The organism is Nocardioides sp. NPDC087217 (assembly GCF_044744805.1).
Lineage (GTDB): Bacteria > Actinomycetota > Actinomycetes > Propionibacteriales > Nocardioidaceae > Nocardioides.
The window spans coordinates 708,778-733,942 of record NZ_JBIUZB010000002.1; the positions used below are offsets into that span (position 1 = coordinate 708,778).

The window sequence follows — 25,165 nt, forward strand, 5'->3', positions numbered from 1 at the left end:
GTCAGTCGACCAGCTTGCCGAAGGAGTAGGTGCCCGGGACAGTGATGGTCGCCAGGGTGTCCTCGTCGGTGACCGAGATGTTCGACCACGTCGACACCGTGTGCACTGCCTTCTGTCCGTTGGGGCAGTCGAGAACGGTGCTGGGCGCGGGTGCGGTCACCGTCAAGGAGCCGGTCACGTTGCCGTTCCTGGCAGCCTTGAACTCTCCGGACTTCGAGTAGTCACCGCTGATCACGGTCTTCTTCGGGTCGTCCGGGTTGTGGCCACCTCGGTTGACGCACTGATAGGTCGCGTCGAGGTGAGCGGTGACGGTGATCGTCTCGACCGCACCGCTCTCGAGGCCGGCCTCCTTGAAGGCGACGGTGACGGAGGACAGATCCGCGTCGGTGACCTTGGTCAGGTGCTTGATGAAGTGCGGGCTGCCGCCCGCGAGGGCCGGTGCAGCGGCCAGGACCGTCGCAGAAGCGGCGGCGGCGATCGCGGTGAAGATGCTGTGGATGCGCATGCTCATGTCCCCCGTAGATGACGTGTACTTGGGCGCAGCCGCCCGGATGATGTGGAGTCTGGCACGTCGATTCAGCATGCATCCATAGCCCACTCGGCTCATCGTGCCTAAGGCGGCAGCAAAGGCAGTTGAATGCACTTAAACGCGCGTGATCGCATCGGTCCAGTCGTAGGAACGATCGTCACGGTTGCTCGGCGGCCAGAGTGTCGATCGTGAGCAGTGCGAGTGCCGCCGCCTGGTCGCCGAGGATGCTGTCGTCGAAGGCGGCGTCAGGGGAGTGGTTGGGAGCCGCATCCGCGCTCGGCGCGGCGCCCAGCAGCACCATCGTGGTCGGGACTCGCTGGCTGACGAACGAGAAGTCCTCGGCCCCCATCGTCGGTCGTGGCACCTCGACGACGCGCGGCTCGAAGGCGCTACGCAGCGTCTCCATCGCACGTCGGGTGACCGCCTCGTCGTTGATGACGCTCGGATAGCCGGTTTCGAGCGCGACCGTCGCCTCCAGCCCGTGCGCGGCCCCGATGCCCTCGATGAGCTGAGGGAGCTCTCGCTCGATCCTGGACAGTGTGTTCGGGTCGACGGTGCGTACGGTGCCCGTGAGCTGGACCGACTCGGGGATCACGTTGTCTGCTCCGGTGCCCGCGGTCAGGTTGGTCACCGAGATGACGACCGGGTCGAAGGAGTCGAAGCGGCGCGCGGTGTAGGTCTGCAGGGCCAGCACGATCTCGGCCGCGACGGGGACCGGGTCGAGCGCCTCATGGGGGCGCGAACCGTGCCCGCCACGACCTACGAGGTCGATCGTCAGATGCGTCGAGCTCGTCGTCACCGTGCCCGGCCGGGTGAGGAAGATCCCGCGCGGCGCGTTGCCGACATGGATCGCGTACGCAGCCACTGGCCGGTCGCCGGTGGCGTCGAGCACGCCTTCATCGATCATCAGCTTCGCACCGCCGTGCCCCTCTTCGCCCGGCTGGAACATCAGGATGACGTTTCCGGCGAGGTCAGCGCGGTTCTCGGCGAGCAGCCGGGCCGCGCCGACCAGGCCGGCGACATGCAGATCGTGCCCACATGCGTGCATCGCGCCGTTGCTGGACCGGTACGGAACGTCGACCGCCTCCGTGATCGGCAGCGCATCCATGTCGGCGCGCAGCAGCACGGTCGGACCGGGCAGCCCGCCGCGCAGCACGGCGGTGACGGACGAAAGTGATCGTCCTTCGGTGATCTCCAGGTCCAGACCGGACAACGCCTCGAGTACTCGGCGCTGGGTGCCCGGCAGGTCGAGTCCGAGCTCTGGTTGGGCATGGATGCTCCGACGGAGCTCGACCAGGTCGGGAACGAGCGCCTCGGCGGACGTGATGAACCGAGACACGAATCCGGGATTGCTGGACATCATGTCCAGAAACTATCAGAGCGGGCGCCCGGCGGCCTCCCGCTCAGCGCGTTGCTGGACAAGCTCCTCGACCTGGGTCGGAAGTGTGGTCTCGAAGTCGATCAGCTTCGCCCAGGTCGGGGTGACGACGATCCGGACCATGCTGTCGTACAGCGAGCGGACCTCGGCCTCCCAGGCGACCCGCTGCTCGGCCGACATCTCGTAGGAGCCGTTCATCTGGAGGTACTCCCAGGGAATTCCGTCGACGAGGTCGAGCTCGACCGTGCCACGGATGAACAGGATCTTGGGCGGGTGCGCCTCGGTGTCGATGGTCAGCGCGACCACCGGGTTGTGGCGCAGCGAGATGAGCTTGGGGGAGTTGGGCGTGGTGCACATGACGACCTCTGAGCCGTTCCAGGTGAACCCGATCGGGACGTTTCTCGGCGTGCCGTCCTTGGCGACGTACGCCAGTCGGGTCAGGTCACGCGCGAGGAGATCCTGGCTCAACGGGCGGCTGAGGACCTCGTCGATCTCGGCGGGCTGCATGGTGTTCGACATCTGCTTCTCCTCGGATGTGGCGACCTCGGCTGGTCGCATTCACTCCATGAACGGAGACGTTCGCGTGTTCTCTACATCCTCCGCGGGAGATCACCGGCCGTCGGACAAGATGGTGCTCATGGACCACGAGAGTGCGCGGCGCTCGGCCGCCTTCGTCGGACTCGCCACGCTGCCGATCGGGGCAGCGATACTCCTCGCGCCGGAGCGGGTGGGCCGGGCGCTGAAGCTCGGCGACCACCCCACGGCGCTGCGAGCGATCGGTGTCGCGGACCTGGCGCTCGTGCCCGGGTTGCTGGCGGGTCGGCGCAGACTGCCGTGGATGGCTGCTCGGGCCGGGCTCAACGTGGCGATCGCGGCGTACTGCGTGAGCCTCGCCCGCAGCGAGGGCACCATCGGGCCGAAGATCGCGGCATCAGCGCTGGCGGTCGCCACGGCCGCCGACGCCCGCACGATCCTTGCTCTGCGCGAAGGTGAGAGTCGTCGGCCCTGACGTGGCGACATCGATCTGGGTGCGGATGCCGCGGCGGTAGGCCGAGGGTGAGACGCCCAGGCGGGCGACGAAGGTGCGGCGGAGGGCCTCGGCGCTCGAGAACCCGGCATCGGACGCCGCCTGCGCCACCGAGCGGCCGGCCTCCAGCCAGCTCCGCGCCAGATCGAAACGTACGCTCGCTGCGTACTCGGCAGGGCTCATCCCGACCTCGTCCTGGAAGAGGCGCGTGAGGTGGCGCGGGCTGATGTTGACGTGACGCGCCAGTGAGATGACGCTGTGCCGGTACGACGGGTCCTGTGCGATGAGCTCGGTGATGACGCGCACCGGGCTTTCGGGCACCGCGACAGCGCGCAGGGGAGCGGAGAACTGGGTCTGTCCGCCCGAGCGCCGCAGGTAGACGAGGAGCCCCTGCGCGGCCCGCCGGGCGGTTGCCACGCCGAGGTCGTCCTCGACCAGGGCCAGCGCAAGGTCGATGCCGGCAGCGACGCCGGCGGACGTCGCGACGTGGCGGTCACGTACGAAGATGCGGTCCGGCTGTACGTCGACGAGGGGGAACCGGCGTGCCAGGTCGTCGGTGAACTTCCAGTGGGTGGTCGCGCTGCGCCCGTCCAGCAGGCCGAGCTCAGCGAGGACGAACGCCCCGCTGCAGATCGACACGACTCGTCTGGCCCGGACGGCCAGGGTCTGCGCAGCGGTGAGCAGCTCGTCGGTCACGAAGTCCGACGGCGCACGCTCGCTGCCCGGGACGATGAGCGTGTCGAGCGGCGGGGCGTCGGCTGCGGCAGCACTCACGGCGATACCGCCGCCGATCGACGAGGTCACCGCGGCGCCCGAAGGCGAGAGCAGGACGACCTCGTAGGCCTCTGTCGCCTGGTTGGCCTCCACGAAGACCTCGGCGGGACCGACATAGTCCAGCGCCTTCACGCCGTCGAACAGGAGGAACCCGATCCGTCGCCTCGTACCAGCCATCGACATCCTCTCGTAGTTGTGGATTGAGTATTCCATAACTGTGGTCATGAAGACCGGTAGATTCGGGGGATGGCCAGACCTCGGGAGATCTCAGTCACGGCGGTACGTGACGCAGCGCTCGACGTGTTCCGTGAGCATGGCTACGAGCGAACCTCCATGCATGACCTCGCCGAGCACACCGGCGCGGGCAACGGCAGCATCTACGCGGCGTTCGGGAGCAAGCGCGGCCTTTTCCTCGCAGCACTCGAGGCGTACTGCGGCGGCCGGATCACCCTGACGGCCGACGCCCTGGCAGGGGAGGACGGAGCCCGTGAAGCCGTACGCCGCTATCTTCTCTGCATCGCAGACGACTGCACAGCAGATCCGCGGCGACTCGGCTGCCTCATGGTGCGCTCTCTGGCAGAGCTCGCCGACCGCGATCCCGAGGTGGTCGGCATCTGCAGGCGGACCCTCGATGCGATGGAGGAGCGGATCGCGGCCCGCATCGGAACCGGCACCGGAGCGGGCACGCTTGCGCACGAGATCCTGCTCTTCTCGCAGGCGCTGATCCAGGCCGGGGCCACGGCGACGTCGCGGCGAGAGCTGCGCGAGTCGGCGAACGCCTACGTCGACCGGCTCGCCCTGGCCTGACGCGCGTCCGATTCCGAGGGATTCGCGGCCGATCCGGCAGGCGACCCGGCGCGGTGAGGACGGCGACGATGGTGAAGTCCTCGCTGAACCGATCCAACAGGAGCACCATGCCCTTCTTCACCACGTCCGACGGCACCGACATCCACTACTCAGACTGGGGGACCGGTCAGCCGATCGTGTTCAGCCACGGCTGGCCCCTCAGCTCGGACGCCTGGTCGCTCGAGCGCAAGACGCTCGCCGACGCCGGCTACCGGGTGATCGCCCACGACCGCCGCGGCCACGGGAAGTCCGCCCAGCCCTGGCAGGGCAACGACATGGACACCTACGCGCGCGACCTCGCCGAGCTCGTCGAGCATCTTGACCTGCGCGACGCGGTCTTCGTCGGCCACTCGACCGGCGGGGGAGAGGTCGTCCGCTGCGCGGCTCAGCACGGGAACGGACGCGTCGCCAAGGTCGTCACGATCGGCGCGGTCCCGCCGATCATGCTCCAGACCGAGGCGTACCCCGACGGGCTTCCGATCGACGTCTTCGACGGGATCCGGGCCGGCGTGCTCGCCGACCGCTCGAACTTCTACCGCGAGCTCGCGCCGTCGTTCTTCGGGTTCAACCGTGACGGCGTCGAGACGTCGCAGGGCGCGATCGACGACTTCTGGCGCCAGGGGATGCTCGCCGGGATCCAGGCAGCGTACGAGTGTGTCGCGGCCTTCTCGGCGACCGACTTCACCGAGGACCTGAAGGCCCTCGACGTGCCGATCTTCATCGCGCACGGCGACGACGACCAGATCGTGCCGATCGGCAACGCGGCGCTGAAGTCGATCGAGCTGGTCAAGGACGGCACGCTCAAGGTCTACCCGGGCGCTCCGCACGGGATCTTCGGCGCCTACCAGCAGGAGCTGATCCAGGACATCCTCGACTTCATCAAGAAGTGAGCGCGTAGCGACTCCGTGGCGCGGTACCGCCTCGCGTGGTCCCGCGCCACGACCTGGCGCCGGCGAACCGGCGTCGTCAGGGCGTGATGTTCTGGTTGTGGCTGAACAGGTTCTCCGGGTCGTAGGCCTGCTTGACCTTCCTGAGTCGCGCGTAGTTGTCGCCGTAGGTGTCGGTGACGCGGCCCTGGTCGTCGTCGGACATGAAGTTCACGTACCCGCCCGCCTCGGAGTGCGGCGTGAGCGCGGCGGCGTAGTCGCGGACCCACGCGATGTTGGCGGCGTCGTCGGAGGCGTCCGGCCAGGCGGAGACGATGACCGTCGAGAACGTCGCGTGCCGGTAGGAGAACGCGGTGTCCGTCGCGCCGACACGGGAGGCCGCACCGTTGATCGGGTACAGGTGCATCGTCGAGCTCGCGTTCGGCGCCTTCGGGCCGTGGGCCAGGTGCACCTCGATCGCTTCATCGGTCAGCTCGGTGACGTAGTTGCCCTTCCAGTAGCTGCGTACGCCACGGGGGAAGAGGTCGTCGAACGCACTGTTGAGCCACGGATACGGCATGGGCGACACCATCTCGCCGACGCGCGGCGCGAGGTCGCGGAACGGCTGCATCGCCGCCTCGCCCTCATCGACCGGACCGCTCCAGTGGACGACGGCCGCGCAGAACGTGTCGCCGTGGCGGTCCTCCGGAAGGAAGGGGAGGGGAGGGGCCACCTGGAAGGCCGGGAAGGCGCCGTAGCGCTCGTCCGCGTCGGTGATCCAGGTGCGGAAGAAGCGCAGCAGGTCCCCGGCGTGCTCCAGCTCGTAGAAGAAGAGTCCGACGACGACCTCGTCCACCGGATGCAGGTCGAACTCGAAGCTCGTGACCACCCCGAAGTTGCCGCTGCCTCCACGGAGCGCCCAGAACAGGTCGGCGTTCTCCGACTCACTGGCGCGACGGAGCTGCCCGTCCGCGGTGATGACGTCGGCCGATCGAAGGTTGTCGATCGAGAGACCGAAACCACGGGTGAGGTAGCCGATGCCGCCGCCGAGCGTGAGGCCGCCGACGCCGGTCGTCGAGACGATCCCGCCCGGCGTGGCGAGGCCGTGCGCGTGGGTGGCTTCGTTGAGGTCGGCCAGGGTCGCCCCGCCACCCACGCGAGCAGTTCGGGCGTCGGTATCGACCTCGACGGAACGCATGGGGAACAGGTCGATCACCACGCCGTCATCGATCGTCCCGTAACCGGGTGCGCTGTGCCCGCCTCCACGCACGGCCAGCGGCAGGCCGGCGTCGCGAGCGAAGTTCACTGCGGCGATGACGTCGTTGACGTCGGCGGCCGGCACGACAGCGGCCGGACGACGGTCGATCATTCCGTTCCACACGGCTCGAGCCGTTTCGTAGTCTGGATCGTCGGGCGCGATGACCCGCGACACTTGTTTGCGAAGTTCGTTGATGGATGTCATGACGCCAGCGTCATCCGCGGTGATGGCGGCAACCTGTCCGACGACGCCACGTCATCGAGTTCCGGTACATGGGGGCTATCGCGAGAGGGGACTCGAGAAGGCGTAACTTGACATAATGTGCATTATCGGCGAATTATCCAACCGCTGAAGCAGGGCCTGAGCGGCTAGGGTTCGCTGCTGTGACAGAAGACTTCGACCCGACCGCGCACAACCGCGTCGCGTGGGACGAGCTCGTCGACAACGACAACGAATGGTCCCGGCCGGTTGGCCCCGAGGTCACTGCGAAGGCACGTCAAGGCGACTGGTCCGTGGTTCTGATCGGCCACGAGCCGATTCCGCGTGATTGGTTTCCATCCGAGCTGTCCGGTGCCAGGGTGCTCTGCCTTGCGTCCGGCGGTGGCCAGCAAGGCCCCGTCCTCGCGGCAGCGGGCGCCGAGGTGACCGTCTTCGACAACTCGCCCAAGCAGCTGGCCCGTGACGACGAGGTGGCCGCTCGTGACCGGCTGGAGCTTCGCACCGTGCTCGGCGACATGCGCGACCTCGGCGCCTTCGACGACGCCAGCTTCGACGTCATCGTCAACCCGGTGTCGAACGTGTTCTGTCCCGACCTGACGCCGGTGTGGGAGGAAACGTTCCGGGTGCTGCGCCCCGGCGGGACGCTCATGGTCGGCTTCATGAACCCGGACGTCTACATCTTCGACGAGGTGGCGCTCGACCGGCAGGAGCTGGTGGTGCGTCACCGGCTGCCGTTCAGCTCGCTCGATCTCTCGGAGGCCGACCGGATGCGCGCCTACGGAAGCGGTCCGATCGAGTACAGCCACTCCTTGACCGAACAGATCGGCGGGCAGCTGGCGGCCGGGTTCATCCTGACGCATCTCAGCGAAGCGCCGCACCACGCAGACGTCACGGCGCAGCACTTCCCCGCCTATATCGCGACCCGTGCGGTCAAGCCATCTATGTGACTGATTGCTCGTGTCGGCAACTCTGATCAGAACGGCGGCGGCCCGACGATGGTGATGCCGCCGTTGAGTTCCCCGCTCCGTGCGATCCGGCCGAAGTCGGTCACGCGGGCAGACCCTTCGAGCGGCTCGGAGGCGCCGCGATAGAACGCCTCGCACGCGTCCGACGGCTGCAGCGCCAGCACTCGGGCCACGTCGCTCAGCACCATGAAGGCGTGCGGCACGTCGCGGGGCACCATCACGAAGTCGCCGGTGTCGAGCTCGACGTCGTCAGTGTCGATGCGGTAGCGCAGCTGGCCCTCGAGGACCCAGAGCGACTCGGCGACCGGGTGCGTGTGCATCGGTGTCACCTTGCCTGCGTTCATCTCGATCTCGACCACGCTCAGTCCTTCGCCGGGGTCGGCGCCGGAGGTCTTCCAGGTCCAGATGCCACCTCCGGCGAACCAGAGCTTCTCGCCCTCACCCGCGTGACGTACCACCGGTGCCACTGCGATCTGTCCGTTCATGTCGTACTCCTTTATGGGACTTGAATCCTATAATGAAACTGCCATACCATATGGATTGTGTCAACCAACAGCTACCTCGCAACCGGCCGTAGCAACCAGAAGCAGCGCACCCGTGAGCACCTCCTTGCGACGGCGCGCAGGCTCATCGAGAGTGGTGACACTCCTCGCGTCGAGGACGTCGCCAAAGAGTCAGGCATATCCCGGACGACGGCGTACCGGTACTTCCCGACGCAGGCCGACCTCCTTGCCGCGGCCTTCCCGGAGACGGCGGCTGCGTCACTGCTGCCCGATCCCGCGCCGGAGGGTGTCGACGCCCGGGTCGACGCCGTGGTGACCGCGCTCATCGACACCATCGAACGCACCGAGCACCAGCAGCGCGCCATGCTGCGGCTCTCGCTCGGGGAAGCGCCGCACGAGCTGCCGTTGCGTCAAGGCCGGGCGATCGGGTGGCTGGAGGAGGCGCTCGACCCGGTCCGAGCGGATCTCGGGGAGGAAGCCGCCCATCGGCTCGCGGTGGCGATCCGCAGTGTGTGCGGCATCGAGACGCGGGTCTGGCTCCGCGACATCGCGCACCTGGATCCGGATGACGTCCGGGACCTGCAGTTGTGGATGGCTCGTGCACTGCTCGCCCGGACTATGGAGGACCCACCGCCGGCGTGACTGCGTGTCGGCCGGTTCGAACAACTGCCGGATGTCACGGATTTCCGTCGTCCGAGCTGAAGCCGTAACGCTTACTGCTCGAATGGCTCAGCGGTCTCACGCAGCACCTCACGCGCTGGTGAGAGCAGGACGGCGTCGCGCGTGTCGGCGGCGGTCGCCTTGACGTAGATCCCGGTCGTCTTGAGGTCTTCGTGACCGAGCAGCCCCTGCACGGCAGGCACCGGTACGCCGGAACGGATCAGTCCCTTGGCGGCGCTGTGCCGGAACGCATGTGCGGCCTCGCCAGGCTGCTTCGGGACGCCGGCGAGGCGGATCCAGGTCTCGACCAGATGGTTGAGCGCGCCAGGACGCAGCTGTTTGCCCGAGGTCAGCACGAACAGGTGGTCGGCCGTGTCGCGAGCCCCGAAACGGGCCTCCAGCTCGGCCAGGTAGGCGTCGACCGCATCCACGGCCTCGGGCGGCAGCGGCAGGTTGCGCTGCTTGTCGCCCTTGCCGATGACCCGCACCAGCGTCTCGCCGTCGGGCTCGCGCCGGATGGAGCCGATGGTGAGACCGCACAGCTCTGCGGCACGTACGCCGGTGGTGACCAGCACCGCGAAGATCGCCCGGTCTCGAGCAGGCCAGCGGCGCCGGTCGGTGCCTTCGCGCGGGGTCGAAGCGACCCGCGCCAGGCGGCGGAGCTCGTCGACGCTCCAGCCCGCCGGCAGCCTGCTGGGTCGCTCAGGTGCCTCGATACGCAGCGTGGGATCCACCTGGAGGTGTCCCTCGAGCTGCAGCCAGTGGGTGAAGAGCCGCAGCGTCCCGACGCGGCGCTGACAGGTGGCCGCGGCCGAGCCCTCCCGCAGGGACCTGTAGGCGATGCGTACGTTCTGGTCGGTCAGCGCCGAGATCGGGACCAGCGCCAGCACGTCGGCATCAGGCTCGCCACCCGCGTCGACATGCAGCTGCCGCGCCCAGGCGGCGATGTCCTGCCGGTAGGCGTTGCGAGACTTGTCGTTGAGCCCGCGGCGCGTGAGTGTGGCGCGGTCGGTCAAGAAGTCCTCGACGACATCGCCGAACATCACACCATCGTCAGGTACGCTCACATCTCCCGATAATACAGTCTTTTCGAACATTTCTGCGATAGGGGGTACTATCGCAGAAATCCGGAAAGGTGGCAGACTCCGGCCGTGGCCGACACCGCTGTGACTCACCGCACCGAACACGTCAACGGGATCGACCTGCACTGGGTGGAGTCAGGGCCGGCGGACGGCCGGCTCGTGATCCTGGTGCACGGGTTTCCGGAGTCCTGGTACTCGTGGCGCCACCAGATCGCCGCGCTCGCCGACGCCGGCTACCGGGCGGTCGCGATCGACGTCCGTGGCTACGGTGGGTCCTCGAAGCCGAGTGCCATCGAGGACTACCGGATGCTGCGCCATGTCGGCGACAACGTCGGCCTGGTGCACGCCCTGGGCGCGGAGACGGCCACCATCGTCGGGCACGACTGGGGCGCTCCCATCGCCTGGACAACGGCTCAGCTGAGGCCGGACGTCTTCACCGCCGTAGCCGGCCTGTCGGTGCCGTTCAGCCCCTCCGGACGCCGTCGGCCCACCGAGGCGATGGCACAGGCCGGCGGTGACGACGAAGACTTCTACATCTCCTACTTCCAGAATCCGGGTGTCGTCGAGGCCGAGATCCTGCCCGACGTACGCCGCTGGCTGCTCGGCATCTACTACTCGATCTCTGGCGACGGCGTGCTCACCGCCGGCGGCGATCCGCGCGGGGCGCTCGGGTTGGTGCCACGCGGCGACAAGCTCTCGGACCAGTTCACCTACCCCATCGAGATGCCCGAGTGGCTGAGCGACGCCGATGTCGACTTCTACGCTCGCGAGTTCGCCGACTCCGACTTCTTCGGTCCGCTCGCGCGCTACCGCAACATCGACCGCGACTGGGAGGATCTCGCGGCCTTCAGCGACGTGCCGATCAGGGTGCCGTCGCTCTTCGTCGCCGGCGAGTACGACGGGCCCGCGATCACCGGTCGGCGCCAGATCGAACGCTTCGACCGGACCCTGCCGGGTCTCACTCGATCGGTGGTACTCCCCCGGTGTGGACACTGGGTCCAGCAGGAGCGCCCCGAGGAGACCAACCAGCTCCTGCTCGAGTTCCTGGCTAGCTCAGGGCCACGCTGATCGCCAGGGCGACGACGGCGAGCAGCGGGATCACGCCCTGCTTGAGCGCCGCGCCGCGCTTGTCGGGCGAGGAGATGAACAGCACTGCCGCGGCGGCTGCCATCGAGCCGGCTCCGGCGAAGACCAGAGCGGCGCCGACCGCTGCGGAGCACACCGGGTACAGGACGATGCCGACCGCGGTGACGATGGCGAGGAACAGGTTGTAGAAGCCCTGGTTGAACGCCAGCTCCTTGGTCGCCTCGGCCTCCTCGGCGCCGAGCCCGAACACCGCCCGCGTCTTCGGGCTCGTCCAGGTCAACGACTCCATGACGAAGATGTAGACGTGCACCAGGGCGGCCAGGGCGGCGAGCACCAATCCAGCAACGACCATCTCAGACCTCTTCCGGGTTGGGTGCTCGAGCACCAGATGAGGCAGACAGTAACCGATCCTCAGACCGATCCTCAGAACCGCACCGGAAACACCTCGGTGCGCGCGACGGCTGAGTCGCGCTCGGCGCTGAGTGCCGTACGCCGCTCGTCGTTCATGTAGGCGTCCAGCGAGGCCTGGTCCGGGAACCGGAAGAGCTGGACCTCGTCGGGCTGCCCGGGCGCGTCGTCGGTGATCGCCCGGTGCACCACTTCTCCGCCGTGCTCCGAGATCAGCCTCAGGACGCGGTCCTCGTAGGCGTGGAGGGCCTCGGCCTCTCCCCCGCGCGCCCACAGGAGACAGCACAGCCGGATGGAGTCTTCGGGTTCACCTGACATAACGGCCACCGTATCGAAGCCCGTGCATGAACGCGGACGACATCGGGTACCTGCCCGCAATGACGAGCTACGTCCTGGACATGGTGGGCGCCACGGTGGTGGTGCTCCTGGTCCTGATGGTGCTCGCGGCCGCCGCCGGTTTCCTGGTGGCGAGGCTGGAGAGACTGCGCGCGCGCCGGATCCACGACGATCTCGTCGAGATGCGTGACCAGCCCGGTCGGCATCGCCGCTAGCGCAGCCGTTCCCTCGGCTTCCCGGCACAGCTGATGCATGTGCGCGCGACCGGGCGCGCCTCGAGGCGGCCCGCACCGATCGGCTGGCCGCAGTCCTCACAGGTCCCGTACGTACCCGCGCTCACGCGCTCCAGCGCGGCGTCGATCTCGACGAGATGCTCTCGCGCCTGGCGTACGAGCGCATGGACCTGGGACCGCTCGAAGGCGATCGTCGCGCCCTCGGGATCGTGCTCGTCGTCTGCGTTGGTGTCGCGTGAGGCCGCGACGACAGCGTCGAAGTCGTCGGTGAGATCCGCTAGGCGCGCGAGCGTCTGCCGGCGCTCCGCCTGGAGCCGATCGCGCGGTTGATCCATGTGGTCGACGGTAACTCGATGGTCCCCGCTCGTGCTCCGAGGTCTTCCGTCGGCCTGACTCCTCTCGCCGAGACGGCGCAGTGGTGGCAGGATCTTCGCCATGACCGTGGTGCGACCTCATCGGCTGATGCGGATGAGCGGACGCGACCCCAACGAGGTAGGTCGCTCCGCCACTCCCCTGGAGTTGCTGTTCGACCTTGCGTTCGTCGTCGCGTTCGCGCAAGCCGGCAACGCGTTCGCTCACCTGGTCGCTGAGGAGCACCTGGGGCCCGCGATCGGTGGGTTCCTGTTCACCGTCGTGGCGATCTGCTGGGCATGGATCAACTTCGCGTGGTTCGCCTCCGGGTTCGACACCGACGACTGGGTCTTCCGCGCTCTCACGATCGTGCAGATGGCCGGCGCCATCGTCGTGGCCCTCGGCGTCGCGCCGTTGTTCGAGTCGATCGACCACGGTGGAGTGCTCGACAACCGCGTCCTCGTCGGCGGCTACGTCGTGATGCGCGTCGCGATGGTCGCCCAATGGCTCCGGGCGGCGTCGCAGTCCCCCGCCTACCGCAATACCGCGCTCACCTATGCCGGTTCGATCCTTGTCGCGCAGGTCGGCTGGGTGGTCCTCGCGGCGGCTCAGACGAGCTCGGTGGCACTGGTGGTGCTCGCGTCGGTCATCTTCTACGGCGTCGAGATGATCGGCCCGATCTACGCCAAACGCCGCTGGGGCATGCCCTGGAATGCCGAACACATCGCTGAGCGCTACGGGCTGCTGCTCATCATCACGCTGGGCGAGGTCATCCTCGGAACGGTCGCGGCAGTGGCCTCGGCCGTGGAGCACGTCGGCTGGTCACAGGAGTCGATCCTGCTCGTGGTCGCCGGCACGCTGTTGGCCTTCGGGATCTGGTGGGACTACTACATCATTCCGTTCGCGCACTTCATCGAGCGCCATCGAGAACGGGCCTGGATCTTCGCCTACGGCCATATCCTCATCTTCGCCTCGGTGGCGGCCTTCGGCGGTGGCATCCATGTGGCGGCGTACGTCATGGAGGGCGAGGCGACCATCGGCGTGCTCGGAGCGGTGCTGTCGGTCGTGATCCCGCTGGCAGTCTTCACGATCGCGTACTTCGGCATCTACTCATCACTGATGCGGCGCGTCGACATGCTGCACGTCAACCTGGCCGTGGGCATGCTCGCGGTCCTGGCGCTCGGCGTGGTCGCGGCGGCAACTGGTGTCTCGCTCGGCTGGTCGCTGCTGATCGTTGCCGCCGCGCCCTTCGTGACGGTCGTCGTCTACGAGTCGTGGGGCTATCGCCACGTCGCCGCCGATGTCGAGGCCATCTGAACGGCCCGGCGGATCGGCGCGCACGGCTTGACCTCAGCAGTCGAAGACCGACCAGCAGATGTCGTTGCGGATCCGCTGGTCGTCGAGGACGAGCTCTCGGACGGGCTCCGGGAGCTGCTCGCGCTGCCAGTGGCACTCCTGGCGCCCGGCCTCGATGGCCTCGCCGGGAGGAGCCGCGTCGCGTACGGCCTTGATGGCGTACGCCGCCGCGCCCAGGTCGTGGGCCGCGACATGGGCGACCACGCCGGCCTGTCCGGCGGAGTAGGCGGCATTGCGGGCGGCTCCGCGCAAGGGCCGGGCCGCGCCCATGGCGTGACCGCCGAGAGCGCGCGTCTCCATCATCTTCAGCTCACCGCGGGTCCAGGCGCGCGCGGCCTCGATGGCCTCCCGCGGGCGCGGGTCGTCGGGGCACTCCGCCTCGAAGAGCGGGAGGACGTGCTCTGCGCAGGTCGCCGCCCACAGCGCGAGCAGCTGGTGGTCGGCGTCGGTGAGCGTCCCGCCACGGCGGACCGTGATCAGGCGGGGGTCGCGCTCCTTGGCCAGGATCATCGCTCTCCCTCGTTCGCCGGCCCGGTCTCCGGACGGTCTGGTCCGGGGCCGTCGGGATGGGTGAGGTCGTAGGCGGCGGAGACCTTCTTCGGGACGCACAGGCGCCAGGCGTCGACGACGAACTCACACGCCTCGACGGGGTCGAGGGCGGCCAGGGACGACTCCACCCAGTTGAACCGCATCTCCGACTCGCGGGGCAGGTGGAACCTGTCGGGCGCGCTGGCGACCAGCGCGGCGCGCTCCTCCTTCGGGAAGCCGAACCCCATCTCGGTCTCGTCCAGGGAGAAGGCGACATAGACGATCGACCCGACCCGGAACTTCAGCCGATTGCGTACAAAGACCTCGTAGGACCGCTCCAGGCTCGAGGCGAGCCACCGCACGTCTTCCACGCTTGCCATGCTCCGGAGCGTACCCATGTCTCGATGGCGACGAAGACCTCATGCTCTTGGGCACCGGCGTCCGTTACGGCTCAGTTAAATCCCTCCGGTCATGGACAAATCTGCAAGCGTTACATTCCCGTGCAACGAAATTTGGTGTTGAGTCAGCGCTCGAAATCCAGGCCCCAGACCCCGTGGGCCCGGACTGAGTGAGAGGACCCCCATCACATGACGTTGAACCGTTCAGCTCGCATCGCAGCGACGGCAATCAGCTTGGCGCTCGGTGCCGCCTCGGTAGCCATGACCGCCGTCCCGGCAGCGGCATGGGCTCCGCAGGAGTCGAAGGCCGCCTGCATCGAGCCGGCCGACCACGACGAGGCCGACGCCGCCCGAGGTGGCTCCGGCGGGGACCACCGCGAGATCTCCGCGGCGGAGCAGCAGCGGATCGAGGCCCGCACGGCGGGGATCCTGGCCAAGAAGGGCAGCAGCGCGCGCACCGCGGCCACTGTTCCCGTCTACATCCACAAGATGCTGGGAACCGACGGATCCGGCGACGTGACCCAGGCGCAGATCGATGCGCAGATCGCCGAGCTCAACCAGGACTTCGCAGGTCAGGAGCTGGCCGGCACGGCAGCAGACACCGGTTTCACGTTCACGCTCGCGGGCGTCGACACCTACTACAACAACCAGTGGCACAAGGACCGCCAGTCGACGACCTACCGCACCCAGACCCGCCTGGGCGGCAGGAACGCGCTCAACATCTGGCTCGTCGACTTCGGCTACCTCGGCATCGCGACGTTCCCGTGGGACTACTCGCGCAACCCGGGCATCGACGGCATCCGCGTGCAGTACTCGTCGCTTCCTGGCGGCTCGGCCACGAACTACGACCAGGGCAAGACCGCGACCCACGAAGCCGGCCACTGGTTCGGGCTCTACCACACCTTCCAGGGTGGCTGCACCACGACCAACGACGAGGTCGGCGACACCCCGGCTCAGGCCAGCTCGACCTCGGGCTGCCCGACAGGCCGTGACTCCTGCAGCCTGCCCGGCCTCGACCCGATCCACAACTACATGGACTACAGCTACGACAGCTGCTACAACCAGTTCACCCTGGGTCAGAGCACCCGGATGGACCAGATGTGGGCGGCGTACCGAGCCTGATCATCGGGCCTGATCATCACCGCTGCTCGCCTGGCGCGTCCCACGTGACTCGCCAGGCGAGCAGCTGCCATGTCCGGAGCGTCATCATGTCCCCATGGCAGCGAAGGTGGATCTGAAGAAGACGCTCGACAGCTATCGGGCACGTCAGGGTGAGTTCCGGGTGATCGAGGTGCCGCCACTCCCCTACCTGATGGTCGACGGGCACGGTGACCCCAACACCGCCCAGGAGTACGCCGACGCGCTCGCGGCGCTCTACCCGGTGGCGTACAAGCTGAAGTTCGCCAGCAAGAACGAGGGCCGCGACTACGTGGTGCCGCCGCTGGAGGCGCTGTGGTGGGCCGAGGACATGGACGCGTTCACCCGGGCACGGGACAAGTCGCGGTGGGACTGGACCGCGATGATCATGACGCCCGACTGGATCACCGAACAGATGTTCGACGAGGCGGTCTCCAGGGTCGGCGCCAAGGATCGCCCGGCGAGTTTGGGCAAGGTGCGCATGGAGACACTGACGGAAGGCACCTGCGTGCAGACGCTGCACATCGGGTCCTACGACGACGAGGGTCCGGTGCTCGAGGAGCTGCACGAGCGGTTCATCCCCCAGCATGGGCTGCGGATGACCGGGAAGCACCACGAGATCTATCTGGGCGACCCTCGACGGGTCGAGCCCGTGAAGCTCCGGACGATCCTGCGCCAGCCCGTCGTCTCGTAGGCTCCGCGAATCTCGGTGTACAAGTGTGGACTGAAACCCTTGTCACCGTGACGGCGCTCACATTACTCTTCAGTAACTCGGGACGAAGCGGTCCCGCTTACGTGAGGAGAGTCCCCCATGGCTCAGCACGCATCGAGGCTGTTCGTGAAGCGTCCCGGCAAGCACGCCGTACGCACCCTGGTGACGGCCCTGGCCGTCGCCGCCGTCATGCCCGCAGCCCTGGCCACGCCGGCCGTGGCCGCCGACCAGAGCACCGCCGTCGTCTCCCGCGGCGTCGAGATCCCGGAGTTCTACAACCCGCCGGCGACGCTTCCCGGCGCCGACGGAGCGCTCGTACGCACCGAGCCGCTCCCCCTCGGGGTCGGGCTCTCGATCCCGGGCATCGGCTCGCTGCCCGGCACCGCCACCCGGGTCATGTACAAGACCACCGACAACAACGGCGCCCCGGCTGCGGTGACCGGCGCCTACATCGAGCCGTTCGCGGCCTGGAGCGGTGCCGGCGACCGGCCGCTCGTCGTCGTCGCGCCCGGCACCATGGGCCAGGGCGACCAGTGCTCGGCCTCGCTCGGTCTGGAGCATCCGATCCTCTTCAACGGCAAGACCGTCTCGGTGGGCTACGAGGACATCGGGATCTACCGCCTGCTGGCGCGTGGCGTCGCGGTGATGGTCACCGACTACGTCGGCCTGGGCGCCACCGACCGTCTCCACACCTACGTCGACCGCATCGACGGCGGACATGCCGTCCTCGACGCCGCGCGAGCAGCGCGCGAGGTCCCGGACGCATCGGTGACCACCGGGTCGCGGGTCGCGCTCTACGGCTACAGCCAGGGCGGCGGCGCGACCGGATCGGCCTCCGAGCTCGCCGCGACGTACGCTCCCGACGTCAACCTCGTGGGCGCCTACGTGGGCGCGCCGCCGGCCGACCTGCGCGCGACCGCGGAGGGTATCGACGGGTCGGCGCTGGTGGCCGCTCTCGGCTGGACGATCAACGGCCTGGCACAGTCCAACCCGGAGCTCCGACCGATCCTGGACGAGAACCTGAACGCGACCGGCAAGGCGGCGCTCGAGGACCTCTCGACGGCATGCGTCGCGGACGGGATCATCGGCTACCCGTTCCGGCGCAGCACCAGCTGGACGACGACGGGCGAGAGCCTCGATGACATCATCGAGCGCGAGCCGGTGGTCCGGGGCATCATCGACGCGCAGAAGCTCGGCCATGTGGCTCCGCGGGTCCCGGTGCGGCTGGCGACCGGCACTCAGGACGACATCGTCCCGCACGCGCAGTCGCGCCAGCTCGCCGTCGACTGGTGCGGCCGTGGCGCCCGGGTGACCTACAAGGCGGTCGTCCTGCCCAACCTCGGCGACGGGCTGATCACCAACCACGTGACGCCGCTGCTGGTCGACCAGACCGATGCGGTCAACTGGGTGACCGACCGGGTCAAGGGCATCGCCACCGGATCCAACTGCGCGACGCTGCCGATTCAGCCCTGAGCGGCTCGTAGCCGCACGGACAGGCAGGTCACGCACCCTTCGAGCTTCTCGAACTCGGAGATGTCGACCGGTACGACCGTGTAGCCACGCTCCTCGAACAACGCTTTGCTCAGCGGCGCCGAGGCGGCCATCAGCAGTGTGCGGTCGTCGAGGACGACGACGTGGGAGCCCGATTCCTCCGGGACCGGCAGGAACCGGGCTCCCCACACCCTCGGGTCGTCGACCAGCGGCTCGTGGCCGATGACGGTGCCGTCGGGTAATGCGGTGACGGCCGACTTGAGATGGAGCACCTTCGTGAGTGGGACGGCGACGACCTCGGTGCCGAGCGGTCCGAGCAGTGCCCGGAGCTGGGCGATCCCCTCGGCGTTCGTACGCCCGCCCTCCCCCACCCACACGGTGTCGCCGTGCTTGAGCACGTCGCCGCCGTCGAGAGTCCCAGGAGCCTCGATGTGGGCGATCCGGTAGCCCCGCGCACGGACCGCGTCCTCGGCAGCGTCGATCTCCGGGCGCCGCTCCAGGGCACCCGGCCGGCTGATCACGGCCAGGTCCGCGAAGACGACCATCGTGTCCTCGACGAAGACCGAGTCCGGGCAGTCGTCGGCGGGATCGACCTCGTGGGTGGTCCAGCCTGCGGAGCGCATCGCGGAGACGTACGCCTCCCACTGCTCCTGGGCGAGACTGACGTCGACCGGGCTCCGCTCGATGTGAGTGACGAGCCCCTCGGCGAGGCGGGGCGAGGGGCGGCGTACGAGAGCGTGCATGGGTGAAGTATCCCTACCCGATCCAGAAACGGAGCTCGTTGCCGAGCTGCTCGTCGAGCACGCCCCCGTTCTTCTCGATCACCCGCCGGGACGGCTCGTTGGAGGGGGCACACGTGAGGAGGGCACGCGAGACTCCGTGCTCGCGGGCCTTCTCGAGACCGAGCTCGAGCATGCGGGTCGCGTGGCCCTGGCGCCGCCACGGCGCGACGACGTGGTAGCCGATGTGACCGCCGTCGACCGCGAGCTCGGGGGTCAGCGTGTGGCGCACGACGAGGGTGCCGAGATAGTGCTCCTCAGAGACGTACCAGTAGACCGTCGACATCACGTCCCAGCGCTCCTTGTCGTGGTCCCGGGCAGCGACGAACCCGTCGAAGTCTGTGCTCGCCGGCCCGAGCCAGTCGGTGTCGGTGCCGCGCAGGAGGCAGTCGGCCTGTTCGCCGGTGAGATAGGAGGTGCGTACGGCCGTCGTCGGACGGACCAGGCGAGGTGGTTCGCTCAGGGTGATCATCGCCGGCAAGGCAACCACACGGCATGCTCCGAACGCACAGGGTTTTGACTGGGGCGGCGGCTAGATTGAGCACCATGAGCGAGGACGAGGACCGCAGGATGTTCGAGCCGGAGTCGTGGGAGGAGCGCTACTCCGGCGAGGAGAAGGTCTGGAGCGGCAACCCGAACCCCCAGCTCGTCGCCGAGGTCTCCGAGCTCACGCCCGGCACCGCGCTCGATGTCGGCTGCGGCGAGGGCGGCGACGTCATCTGGCTCGCGCAGCAGGGCTGGACGGTCACCGGCGCCGACTTCTCGGCCAACGGTCTGGCCCGGGCGAGGCGGCATGCCGAGGACGCCGGGGTCGCGGACCGTACGTCCTGGTGGCAGGTCGACGCCCGCACCTTCGACGCCGAGGGCCGGCAGTTCGACCTGGTCACGTGCCACTTCCTGCACACCCCCGACGGGAGCATGGTCGAGGTCGCCGGTCGCCTGGCCACCGCGGTCGCGCCCGGGGGCCACCTCCTGGTCGTCGGCCACGCGCCCTCCGAGGTCTTCGCGCGCCATGGCCATCACAACGCGATGTTCCTCGCCTCGGACCTGCTCCCCGGACTGCCTGCCGGGTTCGAGCCGGTCGTCGTCGAGCAGCGCCCGCGCTTGACCATCCGAGACGGCGTCCCGGTCCAGATCGACGACTCGACCCTGCTCGCCCGCCGCGCCGTCTCGGGGTGAAAGAAAGGTTTCTTTCACCCCGAGGGCAGGCTCCTCAGCAGTCGCGGACCATCCTGCGTTCGATGCCGACGGGGTCGGCTTTGGTCTCGCCGTCGAACCGGAAGCCCTGACGCTCGTAGAACGCCGATGCGCGCTGGTTGCCGTCGAGAACCCAGAGGTACGCCGCGGAGCCCCCGACCGCCGCCTCGAGCAGGGCATGGCCGAGGCCGGTGCCGTACCTCTCCGAGCGGACATAGAGGGCCGAGAGTTCGAGCGACGGCAATCCCGGGCCCACGTCGCGAGCAGGCCCGATGCTGGCGAAGCCCAGCAGCCGCCCTGGCTCGTCGGCCTCGGCCACCAGGTTGGAGATCGGGCCGGTCTCGATGTTCCTACGCCAGCGATCGACCCTCGCCGATCGCAGTGATCGCCGCTCGGTGAAGATCCTGTCGGGCATCAGACCGGCGTACGCCTCCTCCCACACATCGAGATGGAGGTCGGTCAACGCCTCGGCGTCATCGACGACTGCCGCCCTGATCCTCATGCCCAGAGGATAGGGAGACGCTCAGTCGAGACACCACTCGTTTCCCTCGGGATCCTGCATCACGATGAAGCCGTTGCTCATCGGCGGATCCGGCTCGAAGCGGCGGACGCGGGTGGCTCCCAGCGCCACGACACGCTCGCACTCCGCCTCGAGGGCGGCCATCCGCTCCTCACCCTGCAGTCCGGGAGCGGCCCGGACGTCGAGGTGGACGCGGTTCTTGGCGGTCTTCGACTCCGGCACGCGCTGGAAGAAGACGCGCGGACCGGTGCCTGCGGGATCCTCGATCGCCGAGGCGTTGTTGCGCTGCTCTTCCGGCACCCCGACACGAGCGAGGAACTCGTCCCACGCGTCCAGCGGGTCGCTGCCGTCGGGGACGTCGACACCCGGCGGACCCGGATGGACGTAGCCGAGGACGTCACGCCAGAACGTGGAGAGCGCGCGTGGGTCGTGCGCGTCGAAGGTGACCTGGAAGGTGCGGGTCTCGAGTGCCATGGCTCCACCATGACACCGAAATAGGACGGTCGGCGTCCGCTATCGACGGTGGGCAGGAGCGGGCAGCCCGAGGCCGCGGCGCTCCTCCATCCGCCCGGCGATCATCGGGACCACGATCGCGGCGGCGACGATGTGGGTCAGGCACAGGACGCCGACGAAGGCCAGGTCGAACTCGAAGAACGGCAGCACGTCGGGGACCAGCGAGAGTCCGGTGAGCACGATCATGGTGATCTGGAAGGTGGAGCGGGGCATCGTGGCCACCCGGATCATCACCTCGGCGATGATGATGCCGATCAGGGAGCAGTAGACGGTGAGCATCGGGAACGCCGAGAGCGGTACGTCGCCCACGCTGCTGCCGAAGTCGACCCCGGCCGCCTTGGCGATCACGGCCATCAGGCTGGTGGTGACCGCGGCGATGGCGGTGGCCACCAGCCCGCGCGGCCATACCGGCGCTGGCCGCTCCCGCACCGGAGTCATCTCCACCGCCGGCTGGGCCGGACGGGTCCAAGCGGTGTGCTCGGACTGCCCGGGCGTACGCCTGTGCTCGGGAACGTAGAGGGTCATCGCGGCTGCTCCTTCGTTGATGCTGCAACCAACGCACACTAAGTGCGCCGCTCGCGGTCGACCGCATCCAGATGCCCTCAAACAGGCGTGATTCCCGCCACCCGAACCCGTCCAGCAGCTCGAGCTCAGGCCCCGACGTACGCCGCCAGGTGCTCGCCGGTGAGCGTCGACTTCTTGGCGACGAGCTCGGCGGGTGTGCCTTCGAAGACGACCAGGCCGCCGTCGTGACCGGCACCCGGGCCGAGGTCGATGATCCAGTCGGCGTGAGCCATGACCGCCTGGTGGTGCTCGATCACGATCACCGACTTGCCGGCGTCGACCAGCTTGTCGAGCAGCGCCAGCAGGTTGTCGACGTCGGCGAGGTGGAGACCGGTGGTCGGCTCGTCCAGGACGTACGTCCCGCCCTTCTCCCCCAGGTGCATGGCCAGCTTGATCCGCTGCCGCTCGCCGCCGGAGAGGGTGTTGAGCGGCTGGCCGAGCTTGAGGTAGCCGAGGCCGACGTCGGACATCCGCTCGAGGATCTTGGCGGCCGCGGGCACCTTCGACTCCCCCTCGGAGAAGAAGGCGTGCGCCTTGGCGACCGAGAGGTCGAGCACCTCGGCGATGTTGAGGCCGCCGAGACGGTATTCGAGCACCAGCGCCTGGAACCGCTTGCCGCCGCAGTCCTCACAGGGCGAGGCGACCGTCTCCATGAACCCGAGCTCGGTGTAGATCATGCCGTTGCCCTTGCAGGTCGGACAGGCACCCTCGGAGTTCGCCGAGAAGAGCGCCGGCTTGACCCCGTTCGCCTTCGCGAACGCCTTGCGGATCGGCTCGAGAAGACCCGTGTACGTCGCCGGGTTGCTGCGCCGCGATCCCTTGATCGCGCTCTGGTCGACGAACTCCACGTCGGCACTGGCCGGAATGGAGCCGTGGATCAGCGACGACTTCCCCGAACCGGCCACGCCGGTCACGACCGTCAGCACACCGAGCGGCACATCGACGTCGACGTTGCGCAGGTTGTGCGAGGTCGCTCCGCGGATCTCCAGGTGCCCCTTCGGAACCCGGACCGTCTCCTTCAGCGACGCGCGGTGCCCGAGGTGACGCCCGGTGAGCGTGTCGGCAGCGGCGAGCCCCTCGTAGGTGCCCTCGAAGCAGATCGTGCCGCCGTCGCTGCCGGCTCCGGGACCGAGGTCGACGACGTGGTCGGCGATCGCGATGGTCTCCGGCTTGTGCTCGACGACCAGCACGGTGTTGCCCTTGTCGCGCAGGTCGAGGAGCAGCTTGTTCATCCGCTGGATGTCGTGCGGGTGCAGCCCGACGGTCGGTTCGTCGAAGACGTAGGTCACGTCGGTGAGCGCGGAGCCGAGATGACGGACCATCTTCGTACGCTGCGCCTCACCGCCGCTCAGGGTGCCCGAGGGCCGGTCGAGGGAGAGATAGCCGAGGCCGATCTCGACGAACGAGTCGAACAGGTGCAGCAGCCCCGCGACCAGCGGTGCCACGCCCGGGTCGTCGATGCTTCGCAGCCATTCCGCGGCGTCGGTGACCTGCATCGCGCACACGTCAGCGATCGACTTGCCGCGGATCTTCGAGGAGAGCGCCGACTCGTTGAGCCGGGTCCCGCCACAGGCGGGGCACGGCTTGAAGACCGCCGCGGCTTCCACGAACTTCTTGATGTGGGGCTGCAGCGCCTCGACGTCCTTGCTGAACATCGACTTGCGGATCTTCGGGATCAGGCCCTCGTAGGTCGCGTTGATGCCTTCGAGCTTGATCTTGCGCGGCTCGGCGTAGAGCAGGTCGTGGCGCTGCTCCTCGGTGAGGTCCTTGATCGGAATCTCCGGCGGCACGACGACCTTGTAGGCGGCCACCATCCAGCCGTCGGCGGTGTAGCCGGGCACCAGGATCGCCCCGTCGACCAGCGACTTCGACTCATCGACGATGACCGCCAGGTCGAGATCGGAGATCGTCCCGCGGCCCTCGCACTCGGCACACATGCCGCCGAGGTAGACCGCGTCCTTGACGATCGTCTTCTCGCCCTTGGGGCCGGTCATCACGCCGCTCGCGCGGGTGGTGGGGATGTTGAAGGAGAACGCGGTCGGACCACCGATGTAGGGGTCTCCGAGCCGGCTGAACAGACTGCGGAGCATCGCGTAGGCGTCGGTGACGGTGCCGAGCGTCGAGCGCGGGTTGGCGCCGAGCCGCTCCTGGTCGACCAGGATGGCGGTGGTCAGCCCCTCCATCGCGTCGACCTCCGGTCGCGGCAGGCTGGGCATGAACCCCTGGATGAAGGTCGAGTACGTCTCGTCGATCAGCCGCCGCGACTCCGCAGCGATCGTGCCGAAGACCAGCGACGACTTCCCCGAGCCCGACACCCCGGTGAACACCGAGAGCCGGCGCTTGGGGATCTCGACAGAGACGTCCTTGAGGTTGTTCTGCCGGGCCCCCTGGACTCGGATCAGGTCGTGAGTGTCTGCGCTGTGCTCGGTGCTGTGCTCGTTCGAGCCGGGGTCGGTCATGGCGATCAGGCTAGTCCGAGGCGTGAATCCAGGCCTGCACATTTCTGACTCACTTGACCTGCTGCAGCCGGATGGTGTTGCCGGCCGGGTCGCGGAAGGAGCAGTCTCGCATGCCCCAGTCCTGGTCGGTCGGCTCCGACATGATCTCGCCGCCGCTGGCCTCGATGCCGGCCTGGATCTTCTCGAAGGCGGCGTCGACGTCGGTGGAGGAGAGCATCAGGCTGGCGAAGGTGCCCTTGGCCATCATCTCCTGGATGACCCGGCCCTCCTCCTCGCTGATGTTCGGGTCGGCGAGCGGCGGGTAGAGCACGACGCTCACGGCAGGCTGCGCCGGCGGTCCGATCGTGAGCCAGCGCATCGCCTCGTACCCGACGTCCTTCCTCACCTCGAATCCCAGCAGGTCGCGGTAGAACCTCAGCGAGGCCTCGGGGTCGGTGTGCGGAAGGTAGCTGTGGCAGATGTTGATGTCCATGGACCTCAACTTATGTAGGGGTCGGGCACCTTCGCTTCTCCATTCCTGATCGAACTCCGCCTGACCGGTCTGGTGACCTGCTTCGAGACGCACGGCGGAATGCCGGCGCCGCCGCTCGTCGCCTTGTCGCGGTAGACGCTCGGCGACATCCCGACGAGCTCGCTGAACCGTGTCGAGAACGTCCCCAGCGACCCGAAGCCGACCGCGAAGCAGATGTCGGTGACGCTGAGGTCACCGCGGCGCAGCAGGGTCATAGCCCGCTCCACCCGCCGGGTCATCAGGTAGGAGTAGGGAGGCTCGCCGTAGGCCTTGCGGAACTCCCTGCTCAGGTGGCCGGCCGACATGTGTACGCCACGGGCGAGCGCCTCCACGTCCAGCGGCTGGGCGTACTCCCGGTCGATGCGGTCCTTCACCTTCCGCAGCAGCTTCAGGTCGCGCAACCGCTGCTCCTGGCCCTGCCCACCACTGGGTTTGGTCGTCACTCTCCGATCCTCCCATTTGATGAATCTGCCGCGTGT

Annotated in this window: 32 protein-coding genes; 12 read left to right on the forward strand and 20 right to left on the reverse strand. The window is 68.2% G+C overall.

Translation table 11 applies throughout. The features are described from left to right. Window position 1: 1 nt before the first annotated feature. The 3 genes from ACIO3S_RS10720 to ACIO3S_RS10730 all read right to left on the reverse strand — a co-directional run bounded on the left by ACIO3S_RS10720 (window position 2) and on the right by ACIO3S_RS10730 (window position 2,426). Window positions 2-505, reverse strand: a complete 504-nt coding sequence (locus ACIO3S_RS10720) for a hypothetical protein (RefSeq protein WP_400462786.1) — start codon at window positions 503-505, stop codon at window positions 2-4. Window positions 506-686: 181 nt separating this feature from the next. Beyond that, window positions 687-1,892: a M20 family metallopeptidase gene (locus ACIO3S_RS10725; protein WP_400462789.1), complete on the reverse strand. Its 1,206-nt coding sequence runs from the start codon at window positions 1,890-1,892 to the stop codon at window positions 687-689. A gap of 12 nt (window positions 1,893-1,904) precedes the next feature. After that, entirely contained in the window at window positions 1,905-2,426 is a 522-nt protein-coding gene (locus ACIO3S_RS10730) for a pyridoxamine 5'-phosphate oxidase family protein (RefSeq protein WP_400462791.1), read from the reverse strand. Between the two features lie 118 nt (window positions 2,427-2,544). Between ACIO3S_RS10730 and ACIO3S_RS10735 the strand changes: the two genes are divergently transcribed. Beyond that, window positions 2,545-2,916, forward strand: coding sequence for a hypothetical protein (locus tag ACIO3S_RS10735; protein ID WP_350714000.1), 372 nt, complete (start codon window positions 2,545-2,547; stop codon window positions 2,914-2,916). Here ACIO3S_RS10735 and ACIO3S_RS10740 read toward each other — a convergent pair. Beyond that, window positions 2,839-3,885 carry a GlxA family transcriptional regulator gene (locus tag ACIO3S_RS10740; RefSeq protein ID WP_400462794.1) on the reverse strand — a complete coding sequence of 349 codons (1,047 nt, stop codon included), beginning with the start codon at window positions 3,883-3,885 and terminating at the stop codon, window positions 2,839-2,841. The genes ACIO3S_RS10735 and ACIO3S_RS10740 overlap by 78 nt on opposite strands. Window positions 3,886-3,954: 69 nt before the next feature. Between ACIO3S_RS10740 and ACIO3S_RS10745 the strand changes: the two genes are divergently transcribed. Then, on the forward strand, window positions 3,955-4,515 hold the full coding sequence (locus tag ACIO3S_RS10745) for a TetR/AcrR family transcriptional regulator (RefSeq protein ID WP_400462796.1): 561 nt from the start codon (window positions 3,955-3,957) through the stop codon (window positions 4,513-4,515). A gap of 107 nt (window positions 4,516-4,622) precedes the next feature. Then, a complete protein-coding gene (locus tag ACIO3S_RS10750; RefSeq protein WP_378821091.1) occupies window positions 4,623-5,444 on the forward strand; it encodes an alpha/beta fold hydrolase in 822 nt (273 codons plus the stop codon). 76 nt (window positions 5,445-5,520) lie between these two features. Here the strand turns inward: ACIO3S_RS10750 and ACIO3S_RS10755 are convergent, their stop codons facing one another. After that, window positions 5,521-6,789: an FAD-binding oxidoreductase gene (locus tag ACIO3S_RS10755; RefSeq protein ID WP_400462799.1), complete on the reverse strand. Its 1,269-nt coding sequence runs from the start codon at window positions 6,787-6,789 to the stop codon at window positions 5,521-5,523. A gap of 272 nt (window positions 6,790-7,061) precedes the next feature. Between ACIO3S_RS10755 and ACIO3S_RS10760 the strand changes: the two genes are divergently transcribed. Further along, window positions 7,062-7,844 (forward strand): class I SAM-dependent methyltransferase, encoded by a 783-nt coding sequence (locus tag ACIO3S_RS10760; RefSeq protein WP_400462802.1) that lies wholly within the window; start codon window positions 7,062-7,064, stop codon window positions 7,842-7,844. Window positions 7,845-7,870: 26 nt separating this feature from the next. Here the strand turns inward: ACIO3S_RS10760 and ACIO3S_RS10765 are convergent, their stop codons facing one another. Next, window positions 7,871-8,347, reverse strand: coding sequence for a cupin domain-containing protein (locus tag ACIO3S_RS10765; RefSeq protein WP_400462805.1), 477 nt, complete (start codon window positions 8,345-8,347; stop codon window positions 7,871-7,873). A 57-nt stretch (window positions 8,348-8,404) separates the two neighbouring features. Here ACIO3S_RS10765 and ACIO3S_RS10770 point away from each other — a divergent pair, with 57 nt between their 5' ends. Continuing rightward, on the forward strand, window positions 8,405-9,007 hold the full coding sequence (locus ACIO3S_RS10770) for a TetR/AcrR family transcriptional regulator (protein WP_400462808.1): 603 nt from the start codon (window positions 8,405-8,407) through the stop codon (window positions 9,005-9,007). A 71-nt stretch (window positions 9,008-9,078) separates the two neighbouring features. On the opposite strand, the gene ACIO3S_RS10775 is transcribed toward ACIO3S_RS10770, so the two are convergent. Further along, window positions 9,079-10,092, reverse strand: a complete 1,014-nt coding sequence (locus ACIO3S_RS10775; protein ID WP_400462811.1) for a tyrosine-type recombinase/integrase — start codon at window positions 10,090-10,092, stop codon at window positions 9,079-9,081. An 84-nt stretch (window positions 10,093-10,176) separates the two neighbouring features. On the opposite strand from ACIO3S_RS10775, the gene ACIO3S_RS10780 reads away from it, so the two are divergent. Further along, complete coding sequence (locus ACIO3S_RS10780) at window positions 10,177-11,175, forward strand: alpha/beta fold hydrolase (protein WP_400462818.1); 999 nt, start codon at window positions 10,177-10,179, stop codon at window positions 11,173-11,175. Here the strand turns inward: ACIO3S_RS10780 and ACIO3S_RS10785 are convergent. Both ACIO3S_RS10785 and ACIO3S_RS10790 read right to left on the reverse strand, forming a co-directional pair. Further along, entirely contained in the window at window positions 11,156-11,545 is a 390-nt protein-coding gene (locus ACIO3S_RS10785) for a DUF1304 domain-containing protein (protein ID WP_400462821.1), read from the reverse strand. The two genes, ACIO3S_RS10780 and ACIO3S_RS10785, sit on opposite strands and share 20 nt — an antisense overlap. Before the next feature lie 71 nt (window positions 11,546-11,616). Next, on the reverse strand, window positions 11,617-11,919 hold the full coding sequence (locus tag ACIO3S_RS10790) for a hypothetical protein (RefSeq protein WP_400462824.1): 303 nt from the start codon (window positions 11,917-11,919) through the stop codon (window positions 11,617-11,619). 26 nt (window positions 11,920-11,945) lie between these two features. Between ACIO3S_RS10790 and ACIO3S_RS10795 the strand changes: the two genes are divergently transcribed. Next, complete coding sequence (locus ACIO3S_RS10795) at window positions 11,946-12,152, forward strand: hypothetical protein (RefSeq protein WP_400462826.1); 207 nt, start codon at window positions 11,946-11,948, stop codon at window positions 12,150-12,152. Here ACIO3S_RS10795 and ACIO3S_RS10800 read toward each other — a convergent pair. Then, window positions 12,149-12,505 carry a TraR/DksA family transcriptional regulator gene (locus tag ACIO3S_RS10800; RefSeq protein WP_400462829.1) on the reverse strand — a complete coding sequence of 119 codons (357 nt, stop codon included), beginning with the start codon at window positions 12,503-12,505 and terminating at the stop codon, window positions 12,149-12,151. The genes ACIO3S_RS10795 and ACIO3S_RS10800 overlap by 4 nt on opposite strands. A 100-nt stretch (window positions 12,506-12,605) precedes the next feature. On the opposite strand from ACIO3S_RS10800, the gene ACIO3S_RS10805 reads away from it, so the two are divergent. Next, complete coding sequence (locus ACIO3S_RS10805; RefSeq protein WP_400462832.1) at window positions 12,606-13,838, forward strand: low temperature requirement protein A; 1,233 nt, start codon at window positions 12,606-12,608, stop codon at window positions 13,836-13,838. A 33-nt stretch (window positions 13,839-13,871) separates the two neighbouring features. On the opposite strand, the gene ACIO3S_RS10810 is transcribed toward ACIO3S_RS10805, so the two are convergent. Together ACIO3S_RS10810 and ACIO3S_RS10815 are read right to left on the reverse strand one after the other, a co-directional pair. Beyond that, window positions 13,872-14,387 carry a putative immunity protein gene (locus ACIO3S_RS10810; RefSeq protein ID WP_400462835.1) on the reverse strand — a complete coding sequence of 172 codons (516 nt, stop codon included), beginning with the start codon at window positions 14,385-14,387 and terminating at the stop codon, window positions 13,872-13,874. Further along, a complete protein-coding gene (locus ACIO3S_RS10815; RefSeq protein WP_400462837.1) occupies window positions 14,384-14,785 on the reverse strand; it encodes an MmcQ/YjbR family DNA-binding protein in 402 nt (133 codons plus the stop codon). Before ACIO3S_RS10815 ends, ACIO3S_RS10810 begins: the two co-directional genes overlap by 4 nt. 207 nt (window positions 14,786-14,992) lie before the next feature. On the opposite strand from ACIO3S_RS10815, the gene ACIO3S_RS10820 reads away from it, so the two are divergent. From ACIO3S_RS10820 to ACIO3S_RS10830, 3 genes are all read left to right on the forward strand, one after another. Beyond that, window positions 14,993-15,925, forward strand: coding sequence for a zinc metalloprotease (locus ACIO3S_RS10820; protein WP_400462840.1), 933 nt, complete (start codon window positions 14,993-14,995; stop codon window positions 15,923-15,925). A gap of 94 nt (window positions 15,926-16,019) precedes the next feature. Further along, on the forward strand, window positions 16,020-16,634 hold the full coding sequence (locus tag ACIO3S_RS10825) for a GyrI-like domain-containing protein (RefSeq protein WP_400462843.1): 615 nt from the start codon (window positions 16,020-16,022) through the stop codon (window positions 16,632-16,634). A 117-nt stretch (window positions 16,635-16,751) separates the two neighbouring features. Further along, window positions 16,752-18,125, forward strand: coding sequence for a lipase family protein (locus ACIO3S_RS10830; RefSeq protein ID WP_400462846.1), 1,374 nt, complete (start codon window positions 16,752-16,754; stop codon window positions 18,123-18,125). Here the strand turns inward: ACIO3S_RS10830 and ddaH are convergent. Together ddaH and ACIO3S_RS10840 are read right to left on the reverse strand one after the other, a co-directional pair. Continuing rightward, window positions 18,116-18,886, reverse strand: coding sequence for a dimethylargininase (gene ddaH, locus ACIO3S_RS10835; RefSeq protein WP_400462849.1), 771 nt, complete (start codon window positions 18,884-18,886; stop codon window positions 18,116-18,118). The genes ACIO3S_RS10830 and ddaH overlap by 10 nt on opposite strands. 13 nt (window positions 18,887-18,899) lie before the next feature. Then, on the reverse strand, window positions 18,900-19,394 hold the full coding sequence (locus ACIO3S_RS10840; protein WP_400462852.1) for a GNAT family N-acetyltransferase: 495 nt from the start codon (window positions 19,392-19,394) through the stop codon (window positions 18,900-18,902). Window positions 19,395-19,468: 74 nt separating this feature from the next. Between ACIO3S_RS10840 and ACIO3S_RS10845 the strand changes: the two genes are divergently transcribed. After that, window positions 19,469-20,101, forward strand: a complete 633-nt coding sequence (locus tag ACIO3S_RS10845) for a class I SAM-dependent methyltransferase (RefSeq protein WP_160023540.1) — start codon at window positions 19,469-19,471, stop codon at window positions 20,099-20,101. A 34-nt stretch (window positions 20,102-20,135) separates the two neighbouring features. On the opposite strand, the gene ACIO3S_RS10850 is transcribed toward ACIO3S_RS10845, so the two are convergent. From ACIO3S_RS10850 to ACIO3S_RS10875, 6 genes are all read right to left on the reverse strand, one after another. Continuing rightward, window positions 20,136-20,621 carry a GNAT family N-acetyltransferase gene (locus ACIO3S_RS10850; RefSeq protein WP_400462856.1) on the reverse strand — a complete coding sequence of 162 codons (486 nt, stop codon included), beginning with the start codon at window positions 20,619-20,621 and terminating at the stop codon, window positions 20,136-20,138. 21 nt (window positions 20,622-20,642) lie between these two features. Then, the gene (locus tag ACIO3S_RS10855; RefSeq protein WP_400462859.1) at window positions 20,643-21,113 is read right to left on the reverse strand and encodes a VOC family protein; all 471 of its coding nucleotides are present in this window, start codon (window positions 21,111-21,113) and stop codon (window positions 20,643-20,645) included. A gap of 39 nt (window positions 21,114-21,152) precedes the next feature. Continuing rightward, the gene (locus ACIO3S_RS10860) at window positions 21,153-21,677 is read right to left on the reverse strand and encodes a DUF6069 family protein (protein WP_201451020.1); all 525 of its coding nucleotides are present in this window, start codon (window positions 21,675-21,677) and stop codon (window positions 21,153-21,155) included. 125 nt (window positions 21,678-21,802) lie between these two features. Beyond that, on the reverse strand, window positions 21,803-24,175 hold the full coding sequence (locus ACIO3S_RS10865) for an ATP-binding cassette domain-containing protein (RefSeq protein ID WP_400462862.1): 2,373 nt from the start codon (window positions 24,173-24,175) through the stop codon (window positions 21,803-21,805). A 49-nt stretch (window positions 24,176-24,224) separates the two neighbouring features. Next, window positions 24,225-24,647, reverse strand: coding sequence for a VOC family protein (locus tag ACIO3S_RS10870; protein WP_355021447.1), 423 nt, complete (start codon window positions 24,645-24,647; stop codon window positions 24,225-24,227). A gap of 5 nt (window positions 24,648-24,652) precedes the next feature. After that, on the reverse strand, window positions 24,653-25,129 hold the full coding sequence (locus tag ACIO3S_RS10875) for a helix-turn-helix transcriptional regulator (RefSeq protein WP_400462866.1): 477 nt from the start codon (window positions 25,127-25,129) through the stop codon (window positions 24,653-24,655). Window positions 25,130-25,165 lie beyond the last annotated feature (36 nt).

Coding starts and splice junctions, on each gene's coding strand:
- ACIO3S_RS10720 (WP_400462786.1), bottom strand. CDS start 505: ATGCGCATCCACAGCATCTTCACCGCGATCGCCGCCGCCGCTTCTGCG.
- ACIO3S_RS10725 (WP_400462789.1), bottom strand. CDS start 1,892: ATGATGTCCAGCAATCCCGGATTCGTGTCTCGGTTCATCACGTCCGCC.
- ACIO3S_RS10730 (WP_400462791.1), bottom strand. CDS start 2,426: ATGTCGAACACCATGCAGCCCGCCGAGATCGACGAGGTCCTCAGCCGC.
- ACIO3S_RS10735 (WP_350714000.1), top strand. CDS start 2,545: ATGGACCACGAGAGTGCGCGGCGCTCGGCCGCCTTCGTCGGACTCGCC.
- ACIO3S_RS10740 (WP_400462794.1), bottom strand. CDS start 3,885: ATGGCTGGTACGAGGCGACGGATCGGGTTCCTCCTGTTCGACGGCGTG.
- ACIO3S_RS10745 (WP_400462796.1), top strand. CDS start 3,955: ATGGCCAGACCTCGGGAGATCTCAGTCACGGCGGTACGTGACGCAGCG.
- ACIO3S_RS10750 (WP_378821091.1), top strand. CDS start 4,623: ATGCCCTTCTTCACCACGTCCGACGGCACCGACATCCACTACTCAGAC.
- ACIO3S_RS10755 (WP_400462799.1), bottom strand. CDS start 6,789: ATGATCGACCGTCGTCCGGCCGCTGTCGTGCCGGCCGCCGACGTCAAC.
- ACIO3S_RS10765 (WP_400462805.1), bottom strand. CDS start 8,347: ATGAACGGACAGATCGCAGTGGCACCGGTGGTACGTCACGCGGGTGAG.
- ACIO3S_RS10785 (WP_400462821.1), bottom strand. CDS start 11,545: ATGGTCGTTGCTGGATTGGTGCTCGCCGCCCTGGCCGCCCTGGTGCAC.
- ACIO3S_RS10790 (WP_400462824.1), bottom strand. CDS start 11,919: ATGTCAGGTGAACCCGAAGACTCCATCCGGCTGTGCTGTCTCCTGTGG.
- ACIO3S_RS10795 (WP_400462826.1), top strand. CDS start 11,946: ATGAACGCGGACGACATCGGGTACCTGCCCGCAATGACGAGCTACGTC.
- ACIO3S_RS10800 (WP_400462829.1), bottom strand. CDS start 12,505: ATGGATCAACCGCGCGATCGGCTCCAGGCGGAGCGCCGGCAGACGCTC.
- ACIO3S_RS10805 (WP_400462832.1), top strand. CDS start 12,606: ATGACCGTGGTGCGACCTCATCGGCTGATGCGGATGAGCGGACGCGAC.
- ACIO3S_RS10810 (WP_400462835.1), bottom strand. CDS start 14,387: ATGATCCTGGCCAAGGAGCGCGACCCCCGCCTGATCACGGTCCGCCGT.
- ACIO3S_RS10815 (WP_400462837.1), bottom strand. CDS start 14,785: ATGGCAAGCGTGGAAGACGTGCGGTGGCTCGCCTCGAGCCTGGAGCGG.
- ACIO3S_RS10820 (WP_400462840.1), top strand. CDS start 14,993: ATGACGTTGAACCGTTCAGCTCGCATCGCAGCGACGGCAATCAGCTTG.
- ACIO3S_RS10825 (WP_400462843.1), top strand. CDS start 16,020: ATGGCAGCGAAGGTGGATCTGAAGAAGACGCTCGACAGCTATCGGGCA.
- ACIO3S_RS10830 (WP_400462846.1), top strand. CDS start 16,752: ATGGCTCAGCACGCATCGAGGCTGTTCGTGAAGCGTCCCGGCAAGCAC.
- ddaH (WP_400462849.1), bottom strand. CDS start 18,886: ATGCACGCTCTCGTACGCCGCCCCTCGCCCCGCCTCGCCGAGGGGCTC.
- ACIO3S_RS10840 (WP_400462852.1), bottom strand. CDS start 19,394: ATGATCACCCTGAGCGAACCACCTCGCCTGGTCCGTCCGACGACGGCC.
- ACIO3S_RS10845 (WP_160023540.1), top strand. CDS start 19,469: ATGAGCGAGGACGAGGACCGCAGGATGTTCGAGCCGGAGTCGTGGGAG.
- ACIO3S_RS10850 (WP_400462856.1), bottom strand. CDS start 20,621: ATGAGGATCAGGGCGGCAGTCGTCGATGACGCCGAGGCGTTGACCGAC.
- ACIO3S_RS10855 (WP_400462859.1), bottom strand. CDS start 21,113: ATGGCACTCGAGACCCGCACCTTCCAGGTCACCTTCGACGCGCACGAC.
- ACIO3S_RS10860 (WP_201451020.1), bottom strand. CDS start 21,677: ATGACCCTCTACGTTCCCGAGCACAGGCGTACGCCCGGGCAGTCCGAG.
- ACIO3S_RS10865 (WP_400462862.1), bottom strand. CDS start 24,175: ATGACCGACCCCGGCTCGAACGAGCACAGCACCGAGCACAGCGCAGAC.
- ACIO3S_RS10870 (WP_355021447.1), bottom strand. CDS start 24,647: ATGGACATCAACATCTGCCACAGCTACCTTCCGCACACCGACCCCGAG.